The 26348-nt window shown below is 60.9% G+C and carries 6 protein-coding genes (1 of these 6 only partly in view); 3 read left to right on the forward strand and 3 right to left on the reverse strand.

The window, feature by feature from the left end:
• Positions 1-20719, reverse strand: the 5' portion of a protein-coding gene (locus tag U1A53_RS24160) for an SdrD B-like domain-containing protein (RefSeq protein WP_322284445.1). The gene continues 12848 nt to the left of window position 1, outside the view; only the first 20719 of its 33567 coding nucleotides appear in the window; its start codon is at positions 20717-20719; the stop codon falls past the left edge of the window.
• Positions 20720-21132: 413 nt separating this feature from the next.
• On the opposite strand from U1A53_RS24160, the gene U1A53_RS24165 reads away from it, so the two are divergent.
• The gene (locus U1A53_RS24165; RefSeq protein WP_322284446.1) at positions 21133-22365 is read left to right on the forward strand and encodes an argininosuccinate synthase; all 1233 of its coding nucleotides are present in this window, start codon (positions 21133-21135) and stop codon (positions 22363-22365) included.
• A 60-nt stretch (positions 22366-22425) separates the two neighbouring features.
• Here the strand turns inward: U1A53_RS24165 and U1A53_RS24170 are convergent, their stop codons facing one another.
• Positions 22426-22860, reverse strand: a complete 435-nt coding sequence (locus U1A53_RS24170; protein WP_322284447.1) for a hypothetical protein — start codon at positions 22858-22860, stop codon at positions 22426-22428.
• Positions 22861-22866: 6 nt separating this feature from the next.
• Positions 22867-24090: a right-handed parallel beta-helix repeat-containing protein gene (locus U1A53_RS24175; RefSeq protein ID WP_322284448.1), complete on the reverse strand. Its 1224-nt coding sequence runs from the start codon at positions 24088-24090 to the stop codon at positions 22867-22869.
• A gap of 151 nt (positions 24091-24241) precedes the next feature.
• On the opposite strand from U1A53_RS24175, the gene U1A53_RS24180 reads away from it, so the two are divergent.
• Together U1A53_RS24180 and U1A53_RS24185 are read left to right on the forward strand one after the other, a co-directional pair.
• The gene (locus U1A53_RS24180; RefSeq protein WP_322284449.1) at positions 24242-25279 is read left to right on the forward strand and encodes a lipid A deacylase LpxR family protein; all 1038 of its coding nucleotides are present in this window, start codon (positions 24242-24244) and stop codon (positions 25277-25279) included.
• Between the two features lie 109 nt (positions 25280-25388).
• Positions 25389-26336, forward strand: coding sequence for a ThuA domain-containing protein (locus U1A53_RS24185; protein WP_322284450.1), 948 nt, complete (start codon positions 25389-25391; stop codon positions 26334-26336).
• Positions 26337-26348 lie beyond the last annotated feature (12 nt).

The raw sequence follows: 26348 nt of genomic DNA on the forward strand, positions 1-26348 counted from the left end.
CGTTGTCGATGCCGTTGTCAGTGCTGCTGCTGGTGCTGCTACGACGTGGATGCGTGGCGGGAGGAGTGACACGCACATAGTAACGGCCCGCAGCGAGACCGCTGAAGCTGTAAAGCCCGTCCGCAGCCGTGACAAACGTGCTGCCCACCTTCACATCGTCGCCGTTGTTCACGGTGGTGTCCGTGGAGCTGAAAAGTTCTGCCTGCGCGCCTTCCACGCCAGTTTCACCGACATCGACCACGCCGTCGTTGTCATTGTCGGACCAAATCAGGTTGCCAATGGTGAGCGAGGCGCTGAAACCGAAGTCGATGCTCATCTCCTGGTTGCTGCCGCTGACGAGATTGCCCGGCTCCTTGTTGAGGGCGAGGTCGATGACCGGGCTGCTGACAGCGGTGCCGGTGCCGCCAGGCTGCAAACCATTGCTGTCGTTGTCCTCGCCATTGTCATTCGCATCCGCAGGAGAAGCGACCGGCCAGAGCGAGGACGGCGTCGGGATGCGCACGAAATATTTACCGGCAGGCAGTCCGGTGAAGAGGTAGTAACCGTTGGCATCTGTCGTGGTGGTGGCCACCGGCTGATCATCGACGGTGTTGCTGAGATCATCGGCACCCGGGCGCAGCAGTTCGACGGTCAGGTTCGGCAGGCCCGGCTCACGCGCATTCTTGATGCCGTTCGCATTCGTGTCCGCCCACACAAAGTCGCCGAGTGACAGCGCCGGTGGATCGCAGGTGGCGCTGCCTTGCAGCAGGATGTTGTCGACGTCGATGTAACCGGAGCCGTCACCACCCCAGAGATAGATTTCGAGCAGGAAGGGTTTGCCAGCGAGTTCCGCGCCCGTCGGCACGGCAGTCGCACCGCCGATGAAGCTGCTCCAGGGGAGGTTCATCGAATACCACGATCCTGTCGAAGGCAGCGTGAAGCTGTTCGTCACCGCCGTGCGGTAATTGGATCCGTCCTTCCACGTGAGCAGAACCTTGCCCTGCACCGGGGCGGTGGAGCCGACACGGAACACATCAAAGAGGATGTTGCCGATGTTGCCTGTGGCGGTCGGATCCATGTCTAAACGAATCCACAAGCTGTCGCGATTCTGCGTCATGCTTGTGCGCGTGGCATCGTAGGTCGTGTCGTAGGCCGCATCCCAGTCGCGCATGCGGCGGGAGAGCGCTCCGCTGCGGATCGGGCCGTTGCTGGCCGGTTCACTGATGTCGGTGAGGCCGTTCATGTCGTCCTCGATCTGGATCTTGGCCGCGTTGACGACGCAGGGACTCTTGAAGCTCGGCGGAGCCGGCAGACCGCCGCTGGTGGCATTCAAATCGTATTCGAGGAGGTTCGTGATCGAGGCCGGAACCGCGCGGAAGGCGAAGTCGAGGCTGTTGTCCGCATCCGTGCCACCGGCGTTGTCTCCCGGTTCACGTCCGACGGCCAGCGTGATGACTGGTGAAGTGACCACCGTCCCCTTCCCGCCTGCCTGCACGCCGTTGTTATCGTTATCGATGCCATTGTCCGTGCTCACCTGCGCCCCGGATGACATCGGGTGTGTGGAGAGTGGCGTGGCGATACGCACAAAGTAGCGTCCCGGTGCCAGACCGGTGAATGCGTAACCGCCGGAGCCGTCCGTGGTCGTCGTGCCCTGCGAAACGTCATCGCCATTGCCGATCACCGTGTCAGTGGTGGCGAAAAGCTGAAGAGAAACACCTGCGAGACCAGGTTCACCGGCATCACGCATGCCGCTCTGGTCCAGATCATCCCAGACGAGGTTCCCCAGTGTCAGACCATTGATCACCACGGCATAATCACGCGTGCCGGAACAGGTGGCGGAATCAACGCTGCGAATCGTGAAGCTGTAGCTGCCTGCGGCGGTCGGCGTACCACTAATGGCTCCCGTGCTCGTGCTCAACGTCACTCCCGGCGGCAGGCTGCCTGCGATGAGCGAATAGCTATAAGGCCCGACACCGCCACTGCTCGTGACCGTCTGGCTGTAGGCCACACCACGATAGCCCGAGGCCAGGCTGCCGGGGCTGAGTGTGAGCGTCGGACAGACAACCGTGCAACTGATCGTGGCGCTGCCGATGCAGCCATACACATCACGTGCCTCGGCGGTGAAGGAGAAGCTGCCTGCCGCCGTCGGCGTGCCACTGACACTGCCCGAGGGGCTCAAAGCGACACCCGCAGGCAGGGAACCCGCCGGAATGCTCCAAGTGTACGGTCCGGTGCCGCCGCCTGCGGTGAGATTGGTCGTGTAGCTGACTCCCACCGTCGCGTCTGGCACCGTTGCCGGTGAGACGGTGATCGTCGGGCATTGCAGGGTGATGACATAATTGATGGTACCAGGGCAGTTGTTCTGATCCATCGCCTGGAGGGTGACGCTGTAGTTGCCCGGCGTGCTCGTCGGTGTGCCGCTGATCAGGCCGGAAGGCGAGATGCTCATGCCCGTGGGGAAGGACCCGCCGGTGCGCGACCAAGTCTTCGTGCCCACGCCACCGCTGGCGCTGAGCTGCTGCGAGTAGGCGTTGCCCACGGTTGCGGTTGGCAGCGAGGCCGGCGTGATCGTGATCGCGGCGCAGTTCACACCGAGGGAGAGCGCCTGCTGCTTCACGCAGGCGTTCAAATCGCTGGCTTGAACGGTGAAGTTGAAGGAACCGACGGCGGTCGTGGTGCCGCTGATCAATCCCGCCGAGGACAGCGTGATGCCCGCAGGCAGCGCCCCGGCCGCCAGCGACCAAGTATATGGCGTGGTGCCGCCGCTGGCGGTGAGCTGCTGGCTGTACAGCTCCGTCGTCGTGGCCTGCGGCAGCGTTGTGGGCGTGATGCTGATGAGCGGGCAGTCAAAGATGAGCGTGTAGTCACGCGTGCCGGCGCAGCCAAAGCTGTCGGTGGCCTTCACGCGGAAGTTGTAGCTGCCCGGCGGTGCCGTCGGCGTACCGCTGATGACACCGCCGCTGCTCAGGGCCAGTCCTGCGGGCATGCTGCCGCTTTCCAGCGACCAGGTGTAGGCCGGATTGCCGCCACTGGCGCTCAAGGTCTGGCTGTAGGCCTGATACTGGCGTGCATTCGGCAGTGATGACGGTGAAATGGCGATGACCGGGCAGGTCACACTCACGGTATAGCTGCGCGTGCCCGAGCAGCCGACACTGTCCGCGCCACGAATCACCACGGTATAATCACCCGGTGTGGCGGTCGGTGTGCCGCTGATCAGGCCGGCATTCGTCATGCTCATGCCGGCGGGCAGGGCGCCGCTGTCGATACTGAAGGTGTAGGGTGCGCTGCCGCCCGTGCCATCCAGCAGCACCGCTGTGTAGGCTGCAAACTGCTGCGCGTCTGGCAGTGCGGACGGAGTGAGCATGATCGGCGGGCAGACCACGCGCACGCTGAGCGCCTGTGTGCTCACGCAGTTGTTCGCATCACGCGCACGCACGGTGACCGAGTAGGTGGCGGGCGCGGAACCCGGCGTGCCGCTGATCACCCCCGCGCTGCTCAGGCTCATGCCGGTCGGCAAGGCCCCGCTGGTGATGTCCCATTGATACGGCGCTGTCCCACCCGCCGCGTTCAGCGTGACAGCGGTGTAAGCCGCATACTGCGTGGCGTCCGCGAGCGTCTTGGGTGTGATGTCGATGACCGGACATGCGACAGCGAGCGTGTAACTACGCATGCCGATGCCGCTGTATAGATCGCTCGCGCGAACGGTGAAGGGATAGCTCGACGGCACGGCGGTGGGCGTTCCACTCAGGATGCCGGTCGCGGAGTCGAGCGCCAGGCCGGTCGGCAGGCCGTAGTTGCCGCTGTTCGTGAGGTTGTAGCGTGACAACACCTCGGCGGCGCTGATCGCACGATTGTAAATCACCGGTTCATCGAACGCACCGCTCCAGTGTGTGCCCGCCGTCGCGCTGCCGCCCATGACCAGAGGCTGCGAAGAGTGGCTGATGGCCGCAGTGAAAGCTTTTGAGGCGATCTGCACACCGTTGACATAAATGCGCAGATTGGTGAGGTCGTATGTGGCCACCACATGACTCCAGTCGTCCACCACCACCGGCGCATCGACAAACTCCGACGTGGACGCCACCGAACTGATGCCATTGATCCAGAAACGCACAGAACTCGTGCCGCTGTTCTGAAGCAGGCCGTAGCCATTCGCTGGCGAGGCGATGCTGGAGGTTTTGGCGATGAGGATGCGATTACCGAACGGCGTGGAACTGGCCGGACGCACCCAGGCTTCAAGACTGATCTGCGCCGGACGCATGACTGACTGGTCCGCCACCTGCATGTGATCATCGGTGCCGTCGAAAAGGAATGCGCGACCGATCCGACCTGCGGTGAAGGCGACGCCGTTCACCAATGCGCCGTTGTTTCCTGCCACCACTTCTGCCGCGCCGTTTTCACCCGGCCACCACACAGCGGTTCCGCTCAAAGCCGAAGGACTGACGCTCCAGGCGTAGGGCGAGGTGCCTCCAGAGGCCAGCAGGTTTTGAGTGTATGCTGCATACTGCGTCGCGGAAGGCAGCGTGCTCGGGCTGACGGTCACGATCGCGTTGATGAGTGTCAGTGTGTAGTTCTGCGTGCCGGCACAGCCCTGGCTGTCGGTGCTGCGCACGGTGAAGGCATAGCTTCCAGGCGCTGCGGATGCGCCCGGTGTGCCGCTGATGACGCCGCCACTGCTCAAGGTCATGCCGTTTGGCAGACCGCCGCTGCTGATGGAATACGAGTAACCACCAGCGCCGCCACTGGAGGTGAGTGTGAGCGGATTATAGGCCACGTATTGCGTTGCCACGCCGACAGTGCCGGGGCTGATGGTGATGGTCGGACAGCCACGGAAACCGAAGTCGATGGTGTTTTCGATATTCGAGATGCCTGCGCCGCCAGGTTCACCACCGGCGGTCAGCGATATCACCGGACTGATCACCGCCGTGCTGATGCCACCGGGCTGCAACGCATTGCTGTCGTTGTCCTCGCCATTGTCCGAGCCGTCGGCCACACCGGAGGCCAGCGGATACAGCGCAGGCGGAGCGGGGATGCGCACGCGATACGCGGCAGGTTGATAGACGGTGAATCCATAAACGCCGGAACTGTTCGTCGTGGTGCTGGCGACGACGGTGTTCACCGAGCCATCGAGCAGTTCCACCGTCACACCGGCGCCGGCACCGGTTTCCGTGCCACTGCTGAAGACGCCGTCGTTATTGGTGTCGATAAAGAGCTGGTTGCCGAGCTGGATGCCAGTGAACAGGCCAAAGTCGATGCTGAGTTCGGTGTCGGGGTTGGCATCACCGTCATTGTTCGGTTCCGCACCGATGCCAAGGTTGATCACCGGGCTGAAAAGGTAAGTGCCGGGCCCGCCGGGTTGCGAACCGTTGTTATCGTTGTTGATGCCGTTGTCGGCGATGACCACGTTGCCACCAGTGGCGGGAATGCTTGCGGGAGGTGTGACACGCACGACGTATTTGCCATCGGCGAGGCCGGTGAAGTTGTAGGCACCGGTGGGACTGGTGGTGGTGCTGCCGATCAGGAGGTCGTCGGCGTCACCGGCGATGTCATTGGTGGTGCGGAAAAGATCGACCGTGACGCTGCCGATGCCGATTTCGCTGAACGCACCGGTATCGCGCACGCCATTCTTGTTGGCATCATTCCACACGAGGTTGCCAATGGTGAGTGTGGCGGAAGGGCTGACCTGGCAGAGATACACGAGGTCGGCGGCCACCGAATTCGTGCTGCTGCCGCCGGAAAGAACGATGGTGGCCGTGTCGATCTGCGACTGCGTGGCCGCATTGGCAACACGGAAGCGGTAAGTGAACTGCCGCCACACCGGCTGCAACGCGTTCGCCGAGGCTTCCGTCCAGCCATTGTAATCAGACGCACCGAAGGATGGATAAGAAACCGTGCCGCCGCTGTAACCGCAGCACTGCTGCACGCCTGGAGCCGTGGCGCTCATTTCACCCTGTGGCACGGTGTAGTACTGATAGATGCCCGGTGTCGCGCCGGTGATGATCTGGAAAATCTGCGCGTTCGCGCCGAGATCCCACAGAATCGAGGCGGCGCCGGCTGAAGCGCTGGAGGCCCAGACGCTCAGCTCGTATTCCTTGCCCGGCAGCAACACCGTGCTCCAGGCGCCACCACCTGCCGGACGCAGGCTCGCACAGGAGTTGGTCCCCTGCAGCAGCAGCATGCGTTTGCCATGGCGGCTCTTCACGCTCTCCATCCAGGAAACGCGCGAGCCGTTGTTGCCAGAGAGGATCTGCACGCGCTGCACCGGCTCACCGATGCCGCTGGTGCCGTTCGTGCCGCCGAGCCACTGGAATGCGTTGATGTTCGCACCAAACGACGTGCCCGTGCCGTCATAACCGAGCACCATCGTCGATGTGCCGGTCGTGTTCGGAAGCCCCTGGAATTCAAAGCTGGGGTTGTCGATGAGATTGGTGATCTGGCACGGGTTGGCGTTGGCAAAGCCGATGTCGATGGTGCTGTCGGCATCGGTGTCATCACCATCGGTGCCGCTGCCGGGCTCCGTGGTGGGAGACAGCGTGATCAATGGTGTAACCACCGGATCGCCGGAAACAGACTGGAGGCCGTTGTTGTCATTGTTGACGCGATTGTCGAGAGCCACCTGGCTCGTGCTGATCTTCGGATAAAACGTCGGCGGTGTAGGAATGCGCACGTAATAGATGCCCGGCGCGAGGTTGTTGAAAAGATAGACGCCGTTGGCGTCTGTGGTTTTGGCGGAGCCGATCATCACGTCATCACCAGCGCCGTTGTCCATCGCTCCGTTGATGCCTGGCGACCACAACTGCATGAGCAGGTTCGGCACACCGCTTTCCATGGATCCGCGCAGACCGTCGTCGTTCATGTCGATCCATACCTGGTTGCCCAAACTCATGCCTTTGACGAGGAACGTAACGGTGCTGGTCGTACTCTGGCAGTTGTAGCCGTCCGTGGCACGTACGGTGACGGTGTAGCTGCCGAGGGTCGTCGGTGTGCCACTGAACGTGCCATCGGAGGCCATGGTGAGTCCCGGCGGCAAGGTTCCGCTGATCAACGCGAATGAATAGGGAGCGGTTCCACCGCTCGCAGTGAGAGTTTGCGAGTAGCTGGTGTTGAGATAGCCATTGGACGGCGGAATGCCGCCGAGTGTGATGACCGGACAGACCGGTATGACCGTGTAGGAGCGCGAACCTGGGCAACCATTCGCATCCGTCGCGGTGAGAGTGAAGGTGACGGGTGTGGACGTCGTCGCGGTGCCGCTGAGAACACCGGTGCCGCTGTCGATGCTCAACCAGGCAGGCAGGCCGCTCGCAGTCCATGTCAGCGGCGTGGCGCTGCTGCCACTGGCGGTCAATGTTTGTGCATAGGGGAAACCAATCACCGGCGCGGGAAGTGTGGCCGGAGTGAGCGTGATGACCGGGCAGACCTGCACCTGACGACTCACCAGGCCGACACACCCTTCGGCATCCGTGATGCGAACGGTGATGCTGGTTCCTCCGGCATTTTCAGCCGTCGGCGTGCCCGAAATCACGCCTTCACTCGAAAGCGAAAGACCATCTGGCAGCGTGCCACTGCTCAAGGCAAAGGAATGCGGCGCGGTGCCGCCAGAAGCAGTCAAAGTCTGGGAGTAAGCCGTACCCACCGTAGCCTTGGAGAGGGTTGCCGGCGTCAGCGTGATGATCGAGCAGCGCGGATCAAGCGTGTAAGCCTGCGTGCCTGTGCAGCCGTTCGCGTCGGTGGCACGCACGGTGAAAGTGATCCGAGTGGCATCGGGTGGAGTGCCGGAAATCACACCCGTGCTGGCATTCAAGGCACACCATACTGGAAGCGAGCCGCTGGCGATGGTGAACTGATAAGGAGCGACACCCCCAGAGGCACTCACGGTCTGCTGGTATTCCAAGCCCACCGTCGCCGGTGGCAGCGCGGAAGGATTGAGCGTGATGACCGGGCAAACCTGGAAGGGCAGAACACGAGTGCCGGCGCAGCCACTGGGATCGGTGGCACGCACGGTCACATTGACACCGATGCCATTCGCCACCGTTGGAGTTCCGCTGATGATGCCCGTGGCCGGATCAAGGGAAAGTCCTGCGGGCAGAGTGCCGCTGGCAATGCTCCACGAATGCGTGAGCCAGCCGGTGACCGTCTGCATCGTGTGCGTTGGCCCCGACCACTGCAAACGTGCGACGGCCGAGCCTGCGTTTTCATAAAATTCCATGCGGACAGGCACCACCGTTCCTGCCGTCAAAGAAAGGGTCGCGCTGTATGTCGTGGCTGACTGATCCTGCCAGTGGTCGATGATCAGCGTGTTGTTGACCCAGAGGCGGATGCCGTCATCGGACGTGCATTGGAAGGTGTGCGTGCCCGTTGCAGACGGCCGGATGAAACCGTTCCAGCGCACGGAGAAATTGTCAGCGGGAACCGAGGCATGCGGCGAACCACTGGTCCAGTCGAAATCAACCGAGCTGTCCTGGCGGGTCAGCACGAGCGTGTCGAAGCTCTTGCCGGTGTAGTATTGACCGGTCAGACCGGATTGCGGCGATGCGGTCAGCGTCTGCGAATAAGCCTGCCCCACTTTGGCAACCGCAGGCACGGCAGGATCGATTGTGATCGTCGGGCAAACCGGTGGCAGTGTGTATTCGCGTGAACCGGAGCAGAGATTCGCATCCGTTGCGGTGATGGTGAAGGTCACTGAGGCGGCATTGCTCGGCATGCCGGACAGCGCACCCGTGCTCGGGTCGAGGCTGAGCCATGCAGGCAATCCCGTGACACTGAAGATCACCGGAGTGGCCGTGGTGCCGCTGACCGTGACTGTCTGTGAGTAAGGAACACCGATCAGCGGAACGGGCAGCGTGGTGGGATTCACGGTGATGACGGGGCAGACCTTGATGCTGAGCACCTGGTCTTTGTAGCAGGTGTCGGCATCCATCGCGCGAATGGTGACGCTGGCTCCGTCCACGCCGCTGGTCGAGCCCGTGGGTGTGCCGCTGATGACACCATTGCTTCCGAGACTCAATCCCGCCGGAAGTGAACCGGACACCGTGCTCCAGGTGTAAGGCGTGGCGCTGCTGCCGTCGGCCGTCATGGTCTGCGAATAGGCCGTGCCGACGACGCCAGCAGCCAATGTGGCCGGAGAAATGGCGATGTTCGGGCAGGGACGGAAACCAAAGTCGATGGTGTTTTCAAAACTCGTACCGCCGGACGATCCCGGTTCCGTGCCGGTGGCGAGCGTGATCAGCGGGCTGGTCGCGCTGGAGCCCGTGCCGCCCGACTGAGTGCCGTTGTTGTCATTGTCTTCACCGTTGTCCGCCGTGTCCGCAGGTGACGCCAGCGTGTAGATGGATGACGGCACCGGCACACGCACGCGATAGCTGCCAGGAGCACAGGAGCCGAACAAATAACGCCCATCCGCACCCGTGACGGTGCTCATCAAAACGCTGCCGCCGCTGTCCAACAACTGCACACCAACATTCGGAATGCCCGTCTCACCAGAAGCCGGCTCAAACAGCCCGTTCGCGTTCAAATCGGCAAACACGAGGTCACCCACGTTCACACCGTTGTTGAGACCGAAGTCGATGGAGAGTTCAGTGTTGGGATTGGTGTCGCCATCGTTCATCGGCTCCGTGCCAGGAGCCAGCGCGATCATGGGGCTGAAGATCGGTGTTCCCGGCCCGCCAGGCTGAAGGCCGTTGTTGTCGTTGTTAATCCCGCTGTCGAATGGAATGACACCCCCGGAGGTTGCAGGCAGGGATGCGGTGGGTGTGACCTGCACATAATAGGTTCCCGCAGGAACAGAGCTGAACACATAGGCACCGCTGCTCGCAGTGGTGATGGGCGGCGCCACCTCGTAGTCGGCATTGGCACCCGTACCACCGCGCACACCATCCGCACCAGGATGGAACAAACGCACCACGGCACCTGCCACACCAGGCTCGCCCAGATCCTTGATGCCGTCACGGTCGGTGTCCTGCCACACGGCATTGCCGAGACAGAGACGGCCTTCCGCCGCTGGAATGCGCTGGAACAAAATCGAATCCTCAATGGCGGAAGGATTGTTGCCATACACGCCCAGCGTGTTGCCGTCGGCAGAGATGCCGTCGCCGCCGTTGTAGATGTTCCAAGAGGCGTAAGCACTGTCCTGTGCGGCATGGCCGTCAGAAATCAGCAGGTCGGAGATGCGTGTGTAGAGAGTCGTCGGCGAATCCCACATGACAGCGAAACTGCCGGATGAACCCGTGCTGTAGATCGAGCCAAGAGCGCGTCCGGTGTCGCTGATGGCACCCACAATGCCCCCCAGGCTGTCCTGCGGCAGAACGCGGGGCAGATTGGTGCGCAAGGTGGTCAGCGTGTCGTAAACGAACGGCACCGGCACACCGGAAATGCGCTGGCTGGAACCGACATAACGTCCGTTCGGGCTGAGGCGGCCGCCGCGAAGTGAACCACCGGTGAAGGTGACCACCGTGGTGCTCCAACCGATGGTGGGATGACCGCTGATCACCTTGCCCACGCCGCTGCTGTCGATGACGAGCAGCTTCGTGCCATCTGCGGAGGCATCATACATCTCACGCACGCCGGAGATCGCCGTCCACACACGGGAATTGAGATTCCACCAGCCGCCCTGGGACATCAGCGGTCCCGAAGGGCCGTCCGGGTCCACCGTGCCAAATGCATAGGTGCTGTCGGCAGTCAGCGCGCACGGCAGGGCATAAACGCTGGCATTGCCATCGTAAGGCGTGAGCAGGCGCGTGACCGTGCCGGTGGCATGGTTGTAGAACCAGGGGATGACGTTGAACTTTTTGCCGCTGGTCCATTTTTCATGACCGACGACGTTGCCACTGTCATTCACGTCACCACCCATCGCATAGGGATGCGAGGCATCCACCAGAGGAATGTCCACGTTGGCGTGTGAGAGCGTGCTCATCACAAAACCACGTGTCTTGAGACCAAAACGGATGCCGGTGATCCAGCGGCCATCTGGAGACATGTTGAAGATACAGTTGCCCTGGCTTTGAGTTTCACCCCCAAACACATCGCGGCCGATGCGGGTCACGAGATAGGAAACGCCGTTCGTGCGGCCCAGCGGGTCCGGACAGTTCCCCACGGCAGGAGCCACAAGAAGCATGCGCGTGACGGTTGTTTCACAGCCATTGGAATCAAGCGCAGACACCGTCACCTCAGTGCCGCCCGCCGTGGTGGGCATGCCGCTGATCACGCCATCGGAGCTCAAGGCAAGCCCTCCAGGCAGGGTGCTGCGAGCGGTGTAAACGTAGGGACCGCTTCCTCCAGAAGCGGCCAGGGTGACATTGTAGGCCACACCTGCGGTGCCGCTCGGCAACTGCGCTGGCGACAGCGCGAAGGTGGTGCAGTTGGAGAGACCGAAGTCAATGGTCATCTCCGAGTTCGGACTGCCGTCCCCGTCAGTCATCGACTCCGTGCCCACGGTCAGTGTGAACACCGGACTGAACAACGGCGCGCCCGCGCCACCCGGCTGGCTGCCGTTGTTGTCATTGTCGGTTTGATTGTCCACCACACCGGGCGTACCAGAGGTATAGGGCAGCGCGACGGGCGGCGTGACACGCACGAAGTAAGCACCAGGAGCCAGGCTGCCGAAGTTGTACAAACCAGCGCCATTCGTCGTGCTCGAAGCGACCAGCACGTCCGCGTTCGCACCGGAACCGCCCACCGCGTTGTCGGCTCCAGGTGTGAACAACTGCACCTGCAGACCCGAAACGCCGTTTTCGCCCGAATCGAACAGACCGTTGTTGTTCACGTCGTTCCAGACAAGATCTCCAATCTGCAGGCGTGTCACTTCAAAGTCCTGCGCCGTGATATCTTGGTTCGTTTCGAGCGTGATGCTGATGTTGTTTGGCGCTCCACCATCAGAGTCGATCCAAGGATAATAAGTCGCCGCCGGTGTGTGCGTGGTGTTGTAATAGCCGGGCAGGAGGTTGGTGAAGCTGAACGCGCCCGACGCATTCGTCGTGGTGTTGTAAGGCACGTCATCCGCGGTTCCTGGAATGCCGTCGCTGCCTGCGTGCGTCAGTGTGACAGCCACCCCGGAGAGGCCGGTTTCACCCACTTGGGCGATGCCGTCGCCATTGCCGATGACAACACGGCCCGCCACGCTGCCGAGCTGCTGAAGGTAACCGAAATTCTTGCCGGTCACACCGGCTGTGAGCGTGGTGATGACCGTCTGCTGATCCTTAGTGGCATCCGGATCACCCGTCTGCGTGTAACCCTGCGCCGCTAAAAACTCTCCCTGCACCACAAGGGTCACATGCGCGCCAGAAGAGATGCCGCTAAAGCTGAAGATGCCGCCGGCATCAGTGGTCAGTGTCAACGTGTCGTCCGTGCCGCCGTCGTTGTTGGAATCCACCAATGCCTGCACCGCGATGCCTGAGATGCCGGGCTCCGCGCCATTGATGATGCCATCACCCGCCACACCACCACTTTGACCGCCATCATTCCACACACGGCCGCTGACGCCAAATGTGGCGGAGAGAATGCTGTAGCCGAAATGGAGTCCGCTCACCGTTCCACCGTTCGTGATGGTGACGGTGGCGTTGCCATCCAGCGGTGCCACGGGATCAGCGGTGGGCGTGGCGGCATATCCAGGCGGCAGGCTCTCAGAGCGCACCTTGATGAGGTGCGTGGCGTTTTCGAGGCCTTCAAAACGATAAATCCCGTCCGTGCCCGTGACACGCGAGTCAAGCAGCGTGGTTCCAGCAGAGTTGTACAGCTCGACCAGCACGTTGGCCAGTCCGCTTTCACCGGCTTGACGCGAACCGTTGCCATCCGCGTCCGCAAAAATCGTTCCTGTGGCGACGCCGGCATGATCGCGACCGAAATTGATGTCCACGATCTCGTTGCCTCCCACCACACTCATCCCATAAGAGGCAAGCGTGGTGACACGGCTGAGAGCGACGGGAATATCCGCGTCATTCGAGGCATAGGCCACCGTGTAGGCGCCGGGAACAGTCAGGATGAAATAACTGCCATCCGCCGCGCTGACGACAGACTTGGAAACAGGGCTGCCCGACACGTTGGTGCCAGACAGAGTCACGGTCACGTTTGGCAGGCCGGGTTCGCCCGCACCAAGGAGACCGTCGGAATTCACATCATGGAACACATGCCCTTCGATCAGCGCCAGCTCGCCAAAACCAAAGTCTGCGGTGAGCACCGCAGCACCTGGGGCCAGCGTGACCGGGCTCTCCTCGCCTGTGGTCGGCAGCATGGTGTCAAAACGGCCCGCATTCGGGCTGGTGGGCGGTGCAGGGACGTGCTGCTCCTCGACACGCACCACATATTTGCCACCCGGCAGGCGTGAGAGAAGATATTGGCCGCTGGCATTCGTACTGGTGAACGCCATGACAGCTTCGGTGGCATCCACCTCGCCGTTGGCGTTGTCATCGGCATAGAGTGTGACACGCGTGGACGCGATGCCGGGCTCGTCATCCGCGTTGCCCAGGATGTTGTCCGCCCCGTTGAGATCCTGCACACCGTCGAAATTGGTGTCATAGAAGACGACATCGCCGATGCTGCCGGTGTGATTGTGGCCGAAGTGAGCATTCGTCACATTCTGCGCGGCGGCCAGCGTGATGCGGTGCAGACCGGTGGTCAGTGACAGCGTGGAAGTACCTGTCACAAGCTGCATTCCCGCCGACAGGGTGCTTTCGATCACATCCACCAGATAATTCGCCGCGCCCAAGCCGCTGAAACGATAGGCACCGCCCACATCGCTCACCGCCTGGCGCATGAGCAGGTCGCTGGATTCGATGCTGCCGTTGTTGTTGAGGTCTCGGTATAAACGCAGCGTGATGTTGGACAGGTTCTGTTCGCCTGCATCGATCACCGCATTTTCATTCGCGTCGCTCCAAACGGTGCCGCGAATCGAGCCGCCGTTGGGGTCTGGCGGGATAAAGCCGAAGTCCGCGTCGTTGATTTGCGTGCCGTTGGCCGCGAGCGTGCGTTGCAGCGTGGGGGAGGTCGTCGCCACCCAGTCGGCGGGCAACGAGGCGAGATCAACGCTCACGGTCCAGGGTGCCCCACCGTTCGCCGTCAGGCCGAACACGCGGTAGCGGCCCAAACCGTCGCTGGTGGCGGTTTTGGTGATCGTGCCATTGCTCACATTGATCTTCACACCGGAGAGACCCGGCTCGCTGACATCCTGCGTGCCGTTGGCGTTGGCATCGGCAAAGACGGCGTCGCCAATGCTGCCAGTGAGCGCGGTCTGCACGGTCTGGCTCGCTGTCTGGGGGATGGCAGTGGGAGAAGAGGCGCAGGCGAGCGCCTGGTGGTCGGTGTAAGCAGCAAAGCTGGCCGTCAACGCAACCTCACGCGTGGCCGCACCGGTGAGCGGATCGATCTGCCAGAGCGTGTTGTTCGTCGCGGCCGCTCCGCTGTTGCCGGTGGTGGCGCGGAGGAAACCATTCGAGTCGAAATTCAAGCCACCGACATCATTGATGCCAGTCGTGGTGCCGGTCAGTGTGACACGACCGATGTCAGTGACCGCGCCGGTCAGGATGTCGATCTTGATCAGGCGGTCCTGATCTCCCATTCCCGTGGTCGAATCGTTGGCGATGGCAAACAGCTCACCCGTTGCGACCTGGAAGCTCATGTCGTCGATGTCGTAGAGTGCGGTTGGCAGCGTGTTGGTGGCCACCGGCACATAATCCACACCCGCGCCGAACGCGTCCTCGACATGCATGCCGGTTTCGGGATCGATCTGGAACAGCACATCGAGCAGTGTGTTGCTGTTGCTGGCGTCCTCACGGCGATGAACGGCATAAATCAGGCCGGAGGCCGGATCGGTGTCCATGGCGGTGATTTTGAGCACGGTTAAGCTGCCCAGCGCTCCTTCGAGTGGATTGGTACTGTTGGCCGCCCGGCCAATCGGCGTGAACATCGCGGTGGCAGGATCAATTTTCCCAATCAAGTCAGCCCCCGAGCCCGCCGTGGCATCGCGGTCGGCCGCGTAGATCTGGCCTTCGGAGTTCAGCATGATGGCACGCACCTGCGTGGTGCCGGTGGCCCCCACATCGGTCACCTGACCTTTGTCCACCTTCAGCAGGCGGTCTTCATCCGCTCCGCTGGTGAGGTTGGCCACGACGTAGCTGCCGCGGAACTCGTTGGTTTGGATCGTGGCGACGTTGTCCACCGAGTCGAGGGCGCTGGCATCCGCCACGTTGATCGTCACCGTCAGCGGACGGGTGGTGATGACGCCATTGGAGGTGGATGCGGGGAAACTGCGGCCGCCGGAGCTGAACGCGGGGTTCGTAAACATCAGCGTGCCAGGATTGGTGCCCGCCGAGACCGTGTAAGTCCAGGTGAAGGTGGTGGAACCGTCTAAAGGTACAGTCGCGATCGTTGGCAGCGGGCCTGAGACCAGCGTGGCCGTGGTACTGTTCGTGCCGGAAACGGACAGGGCCGGAGGTGACACTCCATTGATCTGCGCCTCGGTTGAACTGATGGTCATCGTCACCGTTGCCGTGCTGCCATGCAGGACCAGAGAAGGCCGGACGTTGAGTTCCACCGACAGTTCGGTGGGCACCGGAGCACCGTATTCCACCATCGCACCGCCGCCCTTCACATAGACCGGCATGCTGGCCAGAGAGGCCCAGGTATTGGCGGAAGGATTGTAGCGCCAGACGTTGGTGGAACTGTCCCCGCGCAACGCGTAGATGGTGGAGCCTGCATGAACCAGCGCGGCCCCTGAATAGGCCGTGTTTGGGGCGGAAGCACGGGTGCTCCAGGAGTTCGATGAACGATCGTAGCGGTAGAAGGTGGAGCGATCCCCGCCGCGGAAGGCATAAATGTAGGTGCCGTCAAAAGTCAGCGCACCGCCGGAGCTTATGCTGCTCGGTGTCGAAGCGCGTGAGGTCCAGGTGTTGGCGGAGGGATCGTAACGGTAGAAGTTGGATTTGTCATCGCCACGCAAGGCATAGAGATAGGTGCCGTCGGTCGTCAAAGCAGCGCCTTGATCCGTGTCGCCCGGAGGGGATGCGCGTGTGGTCCAGGTGTTTGCCGCCGGATCGTAACGATAAAACGACAGGGTATCGTTTCCGCGCAGCGCATAGAAATAGGGCGCACGATAAACCAGGGCTCCCCCTTCTCGGATGGCTGCGGGCGTGCTGGCACGGGTCGTCCAGGTGTTGGCGACAGGATCGTAGCGCCAGAAGGAAGTACTGTCGTCACCACGCAACGCATAAATGTGGGTGCCGTCTGAAGCCAGAGCCCCGCCCCAATTGACCGTGCCGGGTGCATTGGCTCGCGCCACCCAGGCTCCCGTGCCCGCATCGTAACGGTAAAAGCCCGTCTTGTCGTCACCTTGGAACGCAAAGAGATTGAGGTTCTGCACCAGCGATCCCGGCACACTCTCCGTCGTGCTGCCGAGATTCCAACTCACACTCTGACCGGTACCGGTGCGTGACACGTTGAGACTTGGGGAGATGCCATGACCGAATGCGTAGCTTCCCGCCGCCGCTCCGCAGTCAAAGCTGATGTCACCGCTGCCTGCGCCCGCGTCCACTTGATAGGTCCAAGTGAACGCCGTGCTGCCTCCGGCTGAGATGCTGGCGGTGGCTGATGTGGGGCCGCTGACCAGCGTGGCGGTGGCGCTGCCGGTGGCGTTCACGAGAGGCAGATCGGGCACGATGTTCGTCATCGCGCCAGTGCTGGTGAGCGTCATCGTCAGGGTGACGAGATCACCATTGCGGCACAGGGTCTTGGAGACTGCGAGTGCCGTGGTCGTCTGGGTCGAGGCCGCTGCGGGGCGGAAGGCCGCCCAATAATTGGCAACGCCGAAGGCATTGGCGCGTGTGTCCGAACCGACCTGGAAGCCGTCGCTCTGCAATAGCTGGATGTTGTTGGAGGCATTGGAGCTGGCGCTGCCAAACATGGACAAATCCCCCGTGAGCGAGGCAGGGCGCATCACCGCCGCCACTGCCGACGCACTGCGCAGCAGCACAAAGGAGGGCTGGAAGGTCACATCGCTGATGCTACGGTCATCGGTGCTGTTGCCTTCATACAGCCCCGTGGCCGTGATGCCCTCCAAGGGCTTCCAGGCGATGTAATGGTAAACCGTGGAACTGGCGTTGCTGCCGGTGCCCACTTGGAAGCCAGAGGAGGTCAGCCCTGTGATCAAGTTCGTCGCGGCCGCATTGCCGGTGAAAAGGAACGACTCACTGTCTCCCATCACATCCATTTTCATGACGGCCGAGGAGGACGTGGCAGGCAGGACAAACACCGTTCCCGGCTTGAAGCCCGGATTGGTGATCGTGCGGGAGGACGCGCCATTGCCAGTGTAGCTGCCCACACTGAGCACACCACTGGCCGCGCGGAAGGCGATCCAGTCATAGCGCATGCCGTTGCTGTTCACCGCCGAGTTGTTGCCGAGCTGGAAGCCATCGGAGAGCAACGACTGAATCAAATTGGTGGAAAGCGTGTTGGCAGTGACAAGCTTGGCCGCATCTCCGCTCATGGATGAGGTGCGGATGACCGGCGTCACGCTGCTGGCCCCTTTGACGATGACCACGTCCGGTTGGAAACCGGCGCCGGTGATAGTGCGATTGTCGGAACCGTTACCGGTGTAGGTGCCGGTGACCATCTGCACGGTGGGATTGCCCGCGCTGCCGCTCACGGCTGGCTGGGAGGCAAAGGTGTTCAGCACGCCCCCCTGCCCCGCGCTGACAAAGCTTGTGCCGGACGGCAGGGCATCGCTGATGGAAAGACTTTTGAGCGCATCTTCCCCAGGATAGTTGGGCGTGAGCGTGTAAACGATCTGGTCCCCCTGCACTGCCGAGGCACGATTGGCCGCCTTGGTCAGGAGCTGTACAAAGGCAAAGTCGGCGGTCAAATAGGACTCACCCGCCTCCAACGCCACCGCCACTTCTCCCACAATCGCGTGATACCCAGGCGGCATCGCGACAGAGGTGGCGTCCAGCTTCACAATGTAGCTCCCCGCGCCCAGGTCATTCACCAAGTAGCGCCCTTGTACATCGGTGATTGCGGTGCGCAGAAGCTCGGCGAGATCGGCAAAACCATCACCATCCACATCCGCATATATCAAGACTTGAATGCCAACCACTGGGAGATCGCCACTGTCATTCACACCATTGCCGTTGTTATCGATGAACACTTCATCGCCGAGGGCGGCGGGCAGTTCACGCCAGAAGCCAAAGTCCGCTCCATTGTAGGCTCCACCCAAGTTTTGCAGCGCCACGGGATCTGGTGTGGTGATCCGGACAGGCGTGCCCCCGAGAACGGCGGTGATGTCGGCATCATCCTGGTCCACATCCACGATGTAGGCCAGCCCCGTGGGCAGATTGGTGAAGCTGTAGCCGCCTGCGGCATTCGTGGTCGTGGTTGCCAGCAGCAGATCAGCGCCGGTGTCGAGCTTGCTGTTGCCGTTGCTGTCGGCATACAGGCGCACGGTAACATTGGGAATGCCAGAATCGGTGCCGTCTTGGTAGGAACCATCACGGCCAAGGTCATTGAACACCAAATCGCCGATGCTGCCCGAACCTCCAGGACGATAGCCAAAGTCCACATCCATGCGCTGCTGCCCGGCGGTGACGGAAACCACGGCCTGGTTTGCACTGCCGATGCCAAGGGTGCCGTCGAGGTCGTACGTGGGCACATAGCCTGACGGCAGACCGGATGCACGCACCTGGTAGGTTCCAGGGGATGAGATAGCGCCAAACACATATTTGCCCGCAGCATCAGTCATGCGAGTGCCGATGAGCGTGGTTCCCGCACCATCCCAAAGCTGCACCGACACGCCGGGCAGCCCTTCCTCGCCCGCGTCCTGCGCACCGTTGCCATTCCAATCGCGAAAGACCGTATCACCGATGCGCGCACCACCGACATTGACGGTGGCCAGCGCGCCGGTGGACATCACCTTGCCACCATACTCGTAGGTGTAGCTGTTGCTGTAAGCCCCCGTGGCCTGCGAATCGCTGATTTTGGCTCGGAAGGTAATATCGAGCTTCTTTCCAGCGTTGATGGTTTGGTTCACCATGAACAGCGGCTTTGCCGGATTCGTACTGTTGACCACCACACCACCAGTGCTGGTAGGAGCACCGTTGATCTTGGCAGAGACCAAACTCAGGAAGGTGAAGCCTGCGGGAAGATTCTCCGTAATGATCATCGGCGTGACACTGCCGGTGGTGCCCACGTTTTCGATGACCAGCGTGTAATCCACCGTCTGGCCGGGCTGCGCCGTGCTGGGCGTGACGGTTTTGTCCGGATACAGCAGCGCCTGGCTGGTGATGTCGATGATTTCCAACGTGCTGGCCTTGGGTGTCTGGTCGCTGCGAGTGGAGGCGGTGTTCACCTGGATGCCCGTGCCGGTGGCCTTCACGTTCAGGCGGAAAGTCTTCACGGCCTGCGGCGGCATGCTGCCGAGATTCCATGTCAGCGTGGTGGTGCCGCTGTTCGGCTGCGGCTGGGCGCTCACAAACTGCACACCAGAGGGCAGAATGTCCTCCAGCACCACATTGGTCAGGGTGATGAAGCCAAAGTTCACCACCGTGAGGTCATACGAGAAATTTTCCCCCGGAGCCACGATCGGCTTGGAAGCTTGTTTGGAGATGAAAGGCTTGCCTGCCAGGTCCGTGCGTGTGGGCTCATAGTAACGCCAGAGGTGATCCTTGTTGTTGTACTCGCCGCCAGCATCACCGCCAAAGGTGTCGGCGTAGGACTGAAGAAATCCATCCACGTCAAAAGGCGATCCAGCCTCACCAGGCCCCTTCAAAATCTTCAACTGCACGCGGCTGTACTCAGGGCGGAACAGTTCCAGATTGCCCCAGGCCATGCGGATGGACTTTGGGCTGCTGGTGTCGGCCCAGCTCGTGGTGGGCGGCAGAGGATTCGCGGGGCTGAGTTCAAAGCCGATGCCGGAGGCATCCACTCCGACGTAGCCAAGCATTGTACCTTTTTTTCCCGGTACGTCATTGCCCGCCATGCTGCCAGCGTAGCGGATGCGCTTCCACGGCCCCATGCTGCTCACCGAGAGTTTCATGCGGCTGGAGTTCGCCGCCTGCGCGTCCCACACCGTCTTGTCGAAATGCCACGCGTAACCGCTCTCCGGCCCTGCCGCGCCGCTGCCCATGCCCCACGGTGTGTTGCCACGCTGGTCCTGCGAATCAATCAACGCAGCGGGTGATTTGGAACCCCACGCCAGCAACTGTTCCGCATCCCACCGTGTGGTCGGAATGACCACGTCACCGGAATTGTTGGTGATATAATTGTCCGCCGTCGTGCTGACGTTGCCATCGAGACCGCCGCTGGTCACCCAGCTCTGCCACACCGTCTTCGGATCGGTGGAATAAAAAATGCCGGTGTCCGCGTACACACCTGCCATCGTGCCGCGATGCACGCCTGAGGCATCGACCACAAGAGAAGTTTGTCCTGTGATGTTCGGTCCCAATTGCAGCCCGATGAGCGAAGAACTCGTTCTCGAGCCTTCGGAACCATCACCCAAAGCAAGAATCGACTGGCCCTTCATCGGGATCGTCACAAAGGCACCCTTGCTGTCGATGTAGCCGTATTGGGCGCCCACCACCTGTGTTCCCACTGGAATGAAAAACGTCGAATAACCGCCAGCGCCCGTGGGCGTGCCTACATCTGGCGTTGCCTTGATGACCAGCCCAATGGTGTCTCCCGCCTTGAGCAACGGCTGGCCTGCCTTGGCCCGCTGCTTGATCATGTCCATCGTCACCTGATCAAACACCAGGTAATTTGTGCGCTGATTCAAGTTGTGAGCCAGCACATTCTGACCCGCATACAGCACCATTAAACAGGACACAGTAACCCCAGACATTCCACGCAGGCATGCGCGGAATCTCTCTGCGAGAGTGCCTTTCCCCGCCCCTCGTTTGAGGAGGGTTAAGTCTCGGATCGCATGATATAATCCCATGAATTTTCGTGAATCTCATCCATCTTAACCATAACAAATATAATTTCAATAATAATTGGTCTAATAATAAAGATGACCTAAACATTGATTCAGAGGATCTGAAACCACCGCTGCTGACTTTCGAGGAGTCTTTTTACTCCCTCTCGTCGCCTGGCAAAACAGACAGCGGCGCTCGAAACTCGCCCTCGACACCCCGGCAATCACCCGTATTCTCGCGCCCTCTTTTTCGCCCCCTTTCATCGAACTCACATATGAGCAAGAAAATCGTCCTCGCCTATTCTGGTGGTCTCGACACCTCCGTCCTTCTTTCCTGGATCAAAGAAACCTATCAGGCTGAAGTCATCGCCTTCTGCGCAAATATCGGCCAGGACGACGAATTGAAGGGCCTCAACGCCAAGGCAAAGAAGACTGGTGCCTCGAAAATCTACATCGACGATCTCCAGGAGGAATTCGCCACCGATTTCATCTTCCCGATGGTTCAAGCCGGAGCCATTTATGAAGGCGAATACTTCCTCGGCACCAGCATCGCCCGTCCGCTCATCGCCAAACGCATGGTGGAGATTGCCAAGGCTGAAAAAGCCGGCTTTATCGCCCACGGAGCCACCGGCAAAGGCAACGACCAGGTCCGTTTCGAACTCACCGCCGCCGCTCTGGCCCCCGAAATTGAAATCATCGCCCCGTGGCGTGACGAACGCTTCCGCACGCAGTTTCCTGGCCGTGCCGAAATGATCGCCTACTGCGACGAGAAGAAAATCCCCGTCCAGGCCAGTGCTAAAAAGCCGTTCTCGATGGACCGTAACCTCCTGCACATCAGCTACGAGGCCGGCATTCTCGAAGATCCGTGGTTCGATGCCAGCGATCCCAAATACAAAGGCTACTTCAACACGCTCTCCGTGTTCCCAGAAGACGCTCCTGACAAGGCCGAAACTGTCATCCTCGAATTCGAGAAAGGCAACTGCATCGCCGTGAACGGCAAATTGCTCTCACCGCTCGGTGTGATGAAACTGCTCAACAAACTCGGCGGCAAGCACGGTGTCGGCCGCGTGGACATGGTGGAAAACCGTTTCGTCGGCATGAAGAGCCGTGGCGTGTATGAAACACCCGGCGGCAGCATCCTGCACTTTGCCCATCGTCAGATTGAAAGCCTCACGATGGACCGCGAGGTCATGCATCTGCGTGACGGCCTCATCCCCAAATACGCCACGCTTGTTTACAATGGCTTCTGGTACGCGCCGGAGCGTCTCGCGCTGCAAGCCCTCGTCACCGAGAGCCAGCAAAAGGTCAGCGGCACCGTACGCCTCAAACTCTACAAGGGCAACATCATCGCCGCCGGGCGCAAGAGCCTCTACAGCCTCTACAACCCGCAGATCGCGACCATGGAGGCCGATCCAACCAAGGCCTACAACCAGGACGATGCCACCGGCTTCATCCGCCTCAACGGCCTGCGCCTCAAAACCGGTGCGCTGCGTGATCGGAAAAAATAGACTTCGGCCGCTCAGTTCAATTGCAGGTGCCAGAGAGGCTGCTCTCTGGCACTTCTTTTTTCACCACAAGGTAAATCCCACCTGCCCGGCACGGCGGATGCGCGTGTTGAACAGCAGGAACAATGCCCCGACCGTGTAGGCCAGATTGGCCAGTCCCACCCAGATCGGGACGAACGCATGCGGAATCAACGGTCCGCGTGGCGGATCAATGCCGGGAAACACCCGGTTAACGAACAGCACACCCGCCCCTGCTCCTCCAAGAAAGACCAGCGCCAGCAGCCAGCGGCAGTGTTTTCTCTCATTCATAAACCCATACATCACGGCGAGGCTGAGCGTGTACCAGAGTGTGGAGCCCGCAAACCACGAGAAAACCTCGTGAAACAGGAACAGCGCGATCACCACCGGTCCTAGAATCATGTGCGCCCACATGAACTTGCGGGCAAATTTGATCTCCTCAAGATGGGTGGCCCCACGATAGCGCTGCACATCAAGCATGAGTCGTCAGGGATCAGTGGATGAGGTTTCATTCAGGTTGTCTTTGAGCAGGACACCCGTCTTTTGCTCAAAGGACAACCACGCGCTGTTCTTAGCAAGTTTACGGCCACAGTCCATGCATAGATTGCTTGTCACGAGGACATTTTTAACCTCGCCCGTGCTCCAAACCGCCGCGGTGGAGAGCCCTGAGAACGTATTACCATTGAGTATCAGCCCGTTGACTCCTTTCTCCACCAGCACGCCGGTCCCCTCATCAATACCCATCGGTGTCTTGTCCTCGGCGGGCCGTTTGTCCTGCCCCGCCCCAATGTAGGTGTTGCAGAAGGTGTTCGCGCTGATCGTGTTGCGCTCTGAGCCCCCGCCAACCCTCACCGAAAACTCATGCGCGATGGTGAATGTGTTCGCGCTGATCGTGCAACCGCAGGCATCGCGCAGATCGATCCCGCCTTTCAGGTGATGCGCGATCACATTCGCGCTCAGCGTGATGCCGTAGCAATCGCGATCCAGGATGATCGCCGTGCCGTTGCACTCCTCGATCATGTTACCACTCAGCACCGAGCCGTAGGTGTTCTCGATGATCACTCCGTTGCCGAGGTGGTCGTCGATGTTGTTGCCGTTCATGCACAGGTTGAAGGAATCCACGCAGCGCAGCGCGTCCTGGTTCTCCTCGAAGTGGTTCGCGTTCACCACGATGTCATGACAGCCGATGATCTCGATCCCGCATTTCTTGTTGTAGGTCAGGATGCAGTCCGCGATGCGCGGATCTTCATAGCAGTCCTTCAACTGGATGCCGTGCCCGCCGTTGTGGTCGATCGACACGCCTTCGAGATAAATCTCCTGAATCCCCTCTGCGAAGACGCCGTCGCCGCTCTTCTCATTGCCGCTGATGCGCAGGTCCGCCATCTGCACACGCCAAAGCCGCGATTTCTTATCCGTGTCGAGATTGACGGGCCGCAGAATGAAGGCGGGAGTCCCCGACTCGCTCTTGTTGATGATGTGCGTCGCCGCTCCGCCACCAACGATGCGCGTCTCCGCTGTCTTCACCCGCAGCGGTTCCATGATCTCGTAATTCCCCGGTGGGATCGTCACGACACCACCGCTTTCCGGCACTGCATCCAGCGCCGCCTGCAGATTCGGGTGCTTCGACGCATCAATGGCCGCTGGCGCGACGGTTTGGGCGTTCAGGGAAACAACCAAGCACGACAGGAGCGAGAAGAGCAGCGTTTTCATCCGAAGACAAACGTGCCAGGCGCTGCTCTTTCGTCGCACTTTCCATCGTCACATAGCCTTGGTTCGCCCGAAGCTGTCTTCAGATCTATTGTGGAAGGCGCAAACAATGTGATGGACTTGCGGTGACTCAACACAGAGAGTTTCGTTTATCATGAAAACGCGCCTTTACCTCATGGTCGTCCTGGCCTTTCCCTGCCTGGCGCCTGCCCAGCTTGCTCCAGACCTCCAGCCCGCCCGCTTCGGTGCGCTGACCTTCTACTTTGAAAACGACGCATTCAGCAGCACGGATCGGGACTACACCAACGGCATGCGCATCAGTTGGACCTCGCCCAGCCTCAGTCGCTTCGGTGATGATGCGAACGTGGGCGGAGTCGCGGGCCTTTTCGATGGCGCCCCTGGGACGGGAGATTCCAGCTATGAACGCAATGTGGCCATTTCCATCGGCCAGAGCATGTTCACCCCCGTCGATGTGCGCAATCCAGCCCTCGTGGCAAATGAACGCCCCTATGCAGGCTGGTTTTATGTAGGACTCGGGCTCGTGTGGAAAAAGGCCACGGTGAAAAACACCCTCCTCTTCAACATCGGCGTCATCGGCCCTTGGTCCATGGCAGAAGAGACTCAGCGTTTCGCCCATGACTCTCTGGGACAACGTTCTCCCCAAGGCTGGGACAACCAGTTGCGCAATGAGGTCGGCATCAATGCGTCCTACGAACGCAAATGGCGCCTTCACCACAACGCCGCCAGTCATGGCGTGGGCTGGGATTTCCTGCCCTATGTCGGGGCCACGCTCGGCAATGTGTACACGCACGGCACGCTCGGCGGCGAACTTCGCATCGGTTACAACCTGCCGGATGACTTCGGCACCGGGGCCATCAGCGACTCCGCCACCACGCCGACACCCATGGAGGGCGCTTCGAGTTCCAACTCTTGGGCACATCGGTTTGGCTGCCATCTTTTCGCCCGCGCCGAAGGCCGGGCTGTCGCGCGCAACATCTTCCTTGATGGCAACACCTTCCGGGAGAGCCACTCCGTGGACAAAAAACCCTTCGTCGCCGATCTTTCGGTCGGCTTTGCCATCAACTGGCGCAACTCCAAGCTCAGCTATGCCTACATCTACCGCACCTGCGAGTTCAAAGGCCAGCCGGACGAACAGATCTTCGGCTCGATTGCCCTGAGCATCTTCTTCTAAGACGCGCCGGAGGAGACAGCGCACGCATCGCAGGAAAAGAGCCGCCGCTCTCTTTCCGCGTATTTTCCGCCTGCAAAAGCGCTTCCCCGCGCCACGTTCTGCAACCACCATGATCACACGCCTCACGCTCCTGCTCGCCGCAGCCCTCTCGCTCTCCTCCGCCTTCGCGGAAACGAAAAAGTTGCTCGTCGTCACCGTCACCACCGGTTTCCGCCATTCCTCCATCGAAACCGCTGAAAAAGTCCTCGCCGAGCTCGGCACGAAGTCCGGCGCCTTCACCGTCGATTTCGTTCACCAGCCCGAAGGCCAGCCCAAGAACCCCGGCAAGCCGCCGGTGAAGGGCGAAAAGGAAACCGACGAGTCCTTCAAGGCCAAGCAGGACGCCTACAGCACCGCCCTCGCCAAGTTCAATGAGGACAACAAAACCTGGGGCGACAAAATCAAAGCCTACATGGCCGACAAGATGGCCATCGACAAAATCAAAGACTACGACGGCTTCGTCTTCGCCAACACCACCGGCGATCTCCTCTTCCCCGACCGCGACGGCTTCACCAAGCTCATCGAAGGCGGCAAGGCCTTCATCGCCATGCACTCCGGCTCCGACACCTACCATCCCTTCCGTGGCTACATCGACATGCTCGGCGGCGAGTTTGAAACTCACAAAGCCCAGGTCGAGATCCAGCCCATCCTGCACTCCCCCGGCCACCCCATCACCAAGGCCGTTCCCATGGGCTGGAAGGTCTTCGACGAGATCTACATCATCAAAAGCTTCGACAAGGCCAAGGTCCACGGCCTCCTCGGCCTCAACGCCCACCCGAATGAAGGCACCCCCGGCTACTTCCCCGTCTCCTGGTGCAAAGAGTACGGCGCCGGCCGTGTCTATTATAACTCCCTCGGCCATCGCGAAGACGTCTGGGATCCCACTTGGAAGGAAGGCACCAAGGACCGCAAAAACAGCCCCGAGATCGCCCACACGTACCAGGAGATGATCCTCGCCGGCATCAAATGGGCCTTGAAGCTCGAAGAAGGTGTCTCCACGCCTGGCAACATCCCGTAAACCAGAACACTC

Origin of the sequence: Prosthecobacter sp. (assembly GCF_034366625.1) — a bacterium.
Lineage (GTDB): Bacteria > Verrucomicrobiota > Verrucomicrobiia > Verrucomicrobiales > Verrucomicrobiaceae > Prosthecobacter.

Coding starts and splice junctions, on each gene's coding strand:
- U1A53_RS24165 (WP_322284446.1), top strand. CDS start 21,133: ATGAGCAAGAAAATCGTCCTCGCCTATTCTGGTGGTCTCGACACCTCC.
- U1A53_RS24170 (WP_322284447.1), bottom strand. CDS start 22,860: ATGCTTGATGTGCAGCGCTATCGTGGGGCCACCCATCTTGAGGAGATC.
- U1A53_RS24175 (WP_322284448.1), bottom strand. CDS start 24,090: ATGAAAACGCTGCTCTTCTCGCTCCTGTCGTGCTTGGTTGTTTCCCTG.
- U1A53_RS24180 (WP_322284449.1), top strand. CDS start 24,242: ATGAAAACGCGCCTTTACCTCATGGTCGTCCTGGCCTTTCCCTGCCTG.
- U1A53_RS24185 (WP_322284450.1), top strand. CDS start 25,389: ATGATCACACGCCTCACGCTCCTGCTCGCCGCAGCCCTCTCGCTCTCC.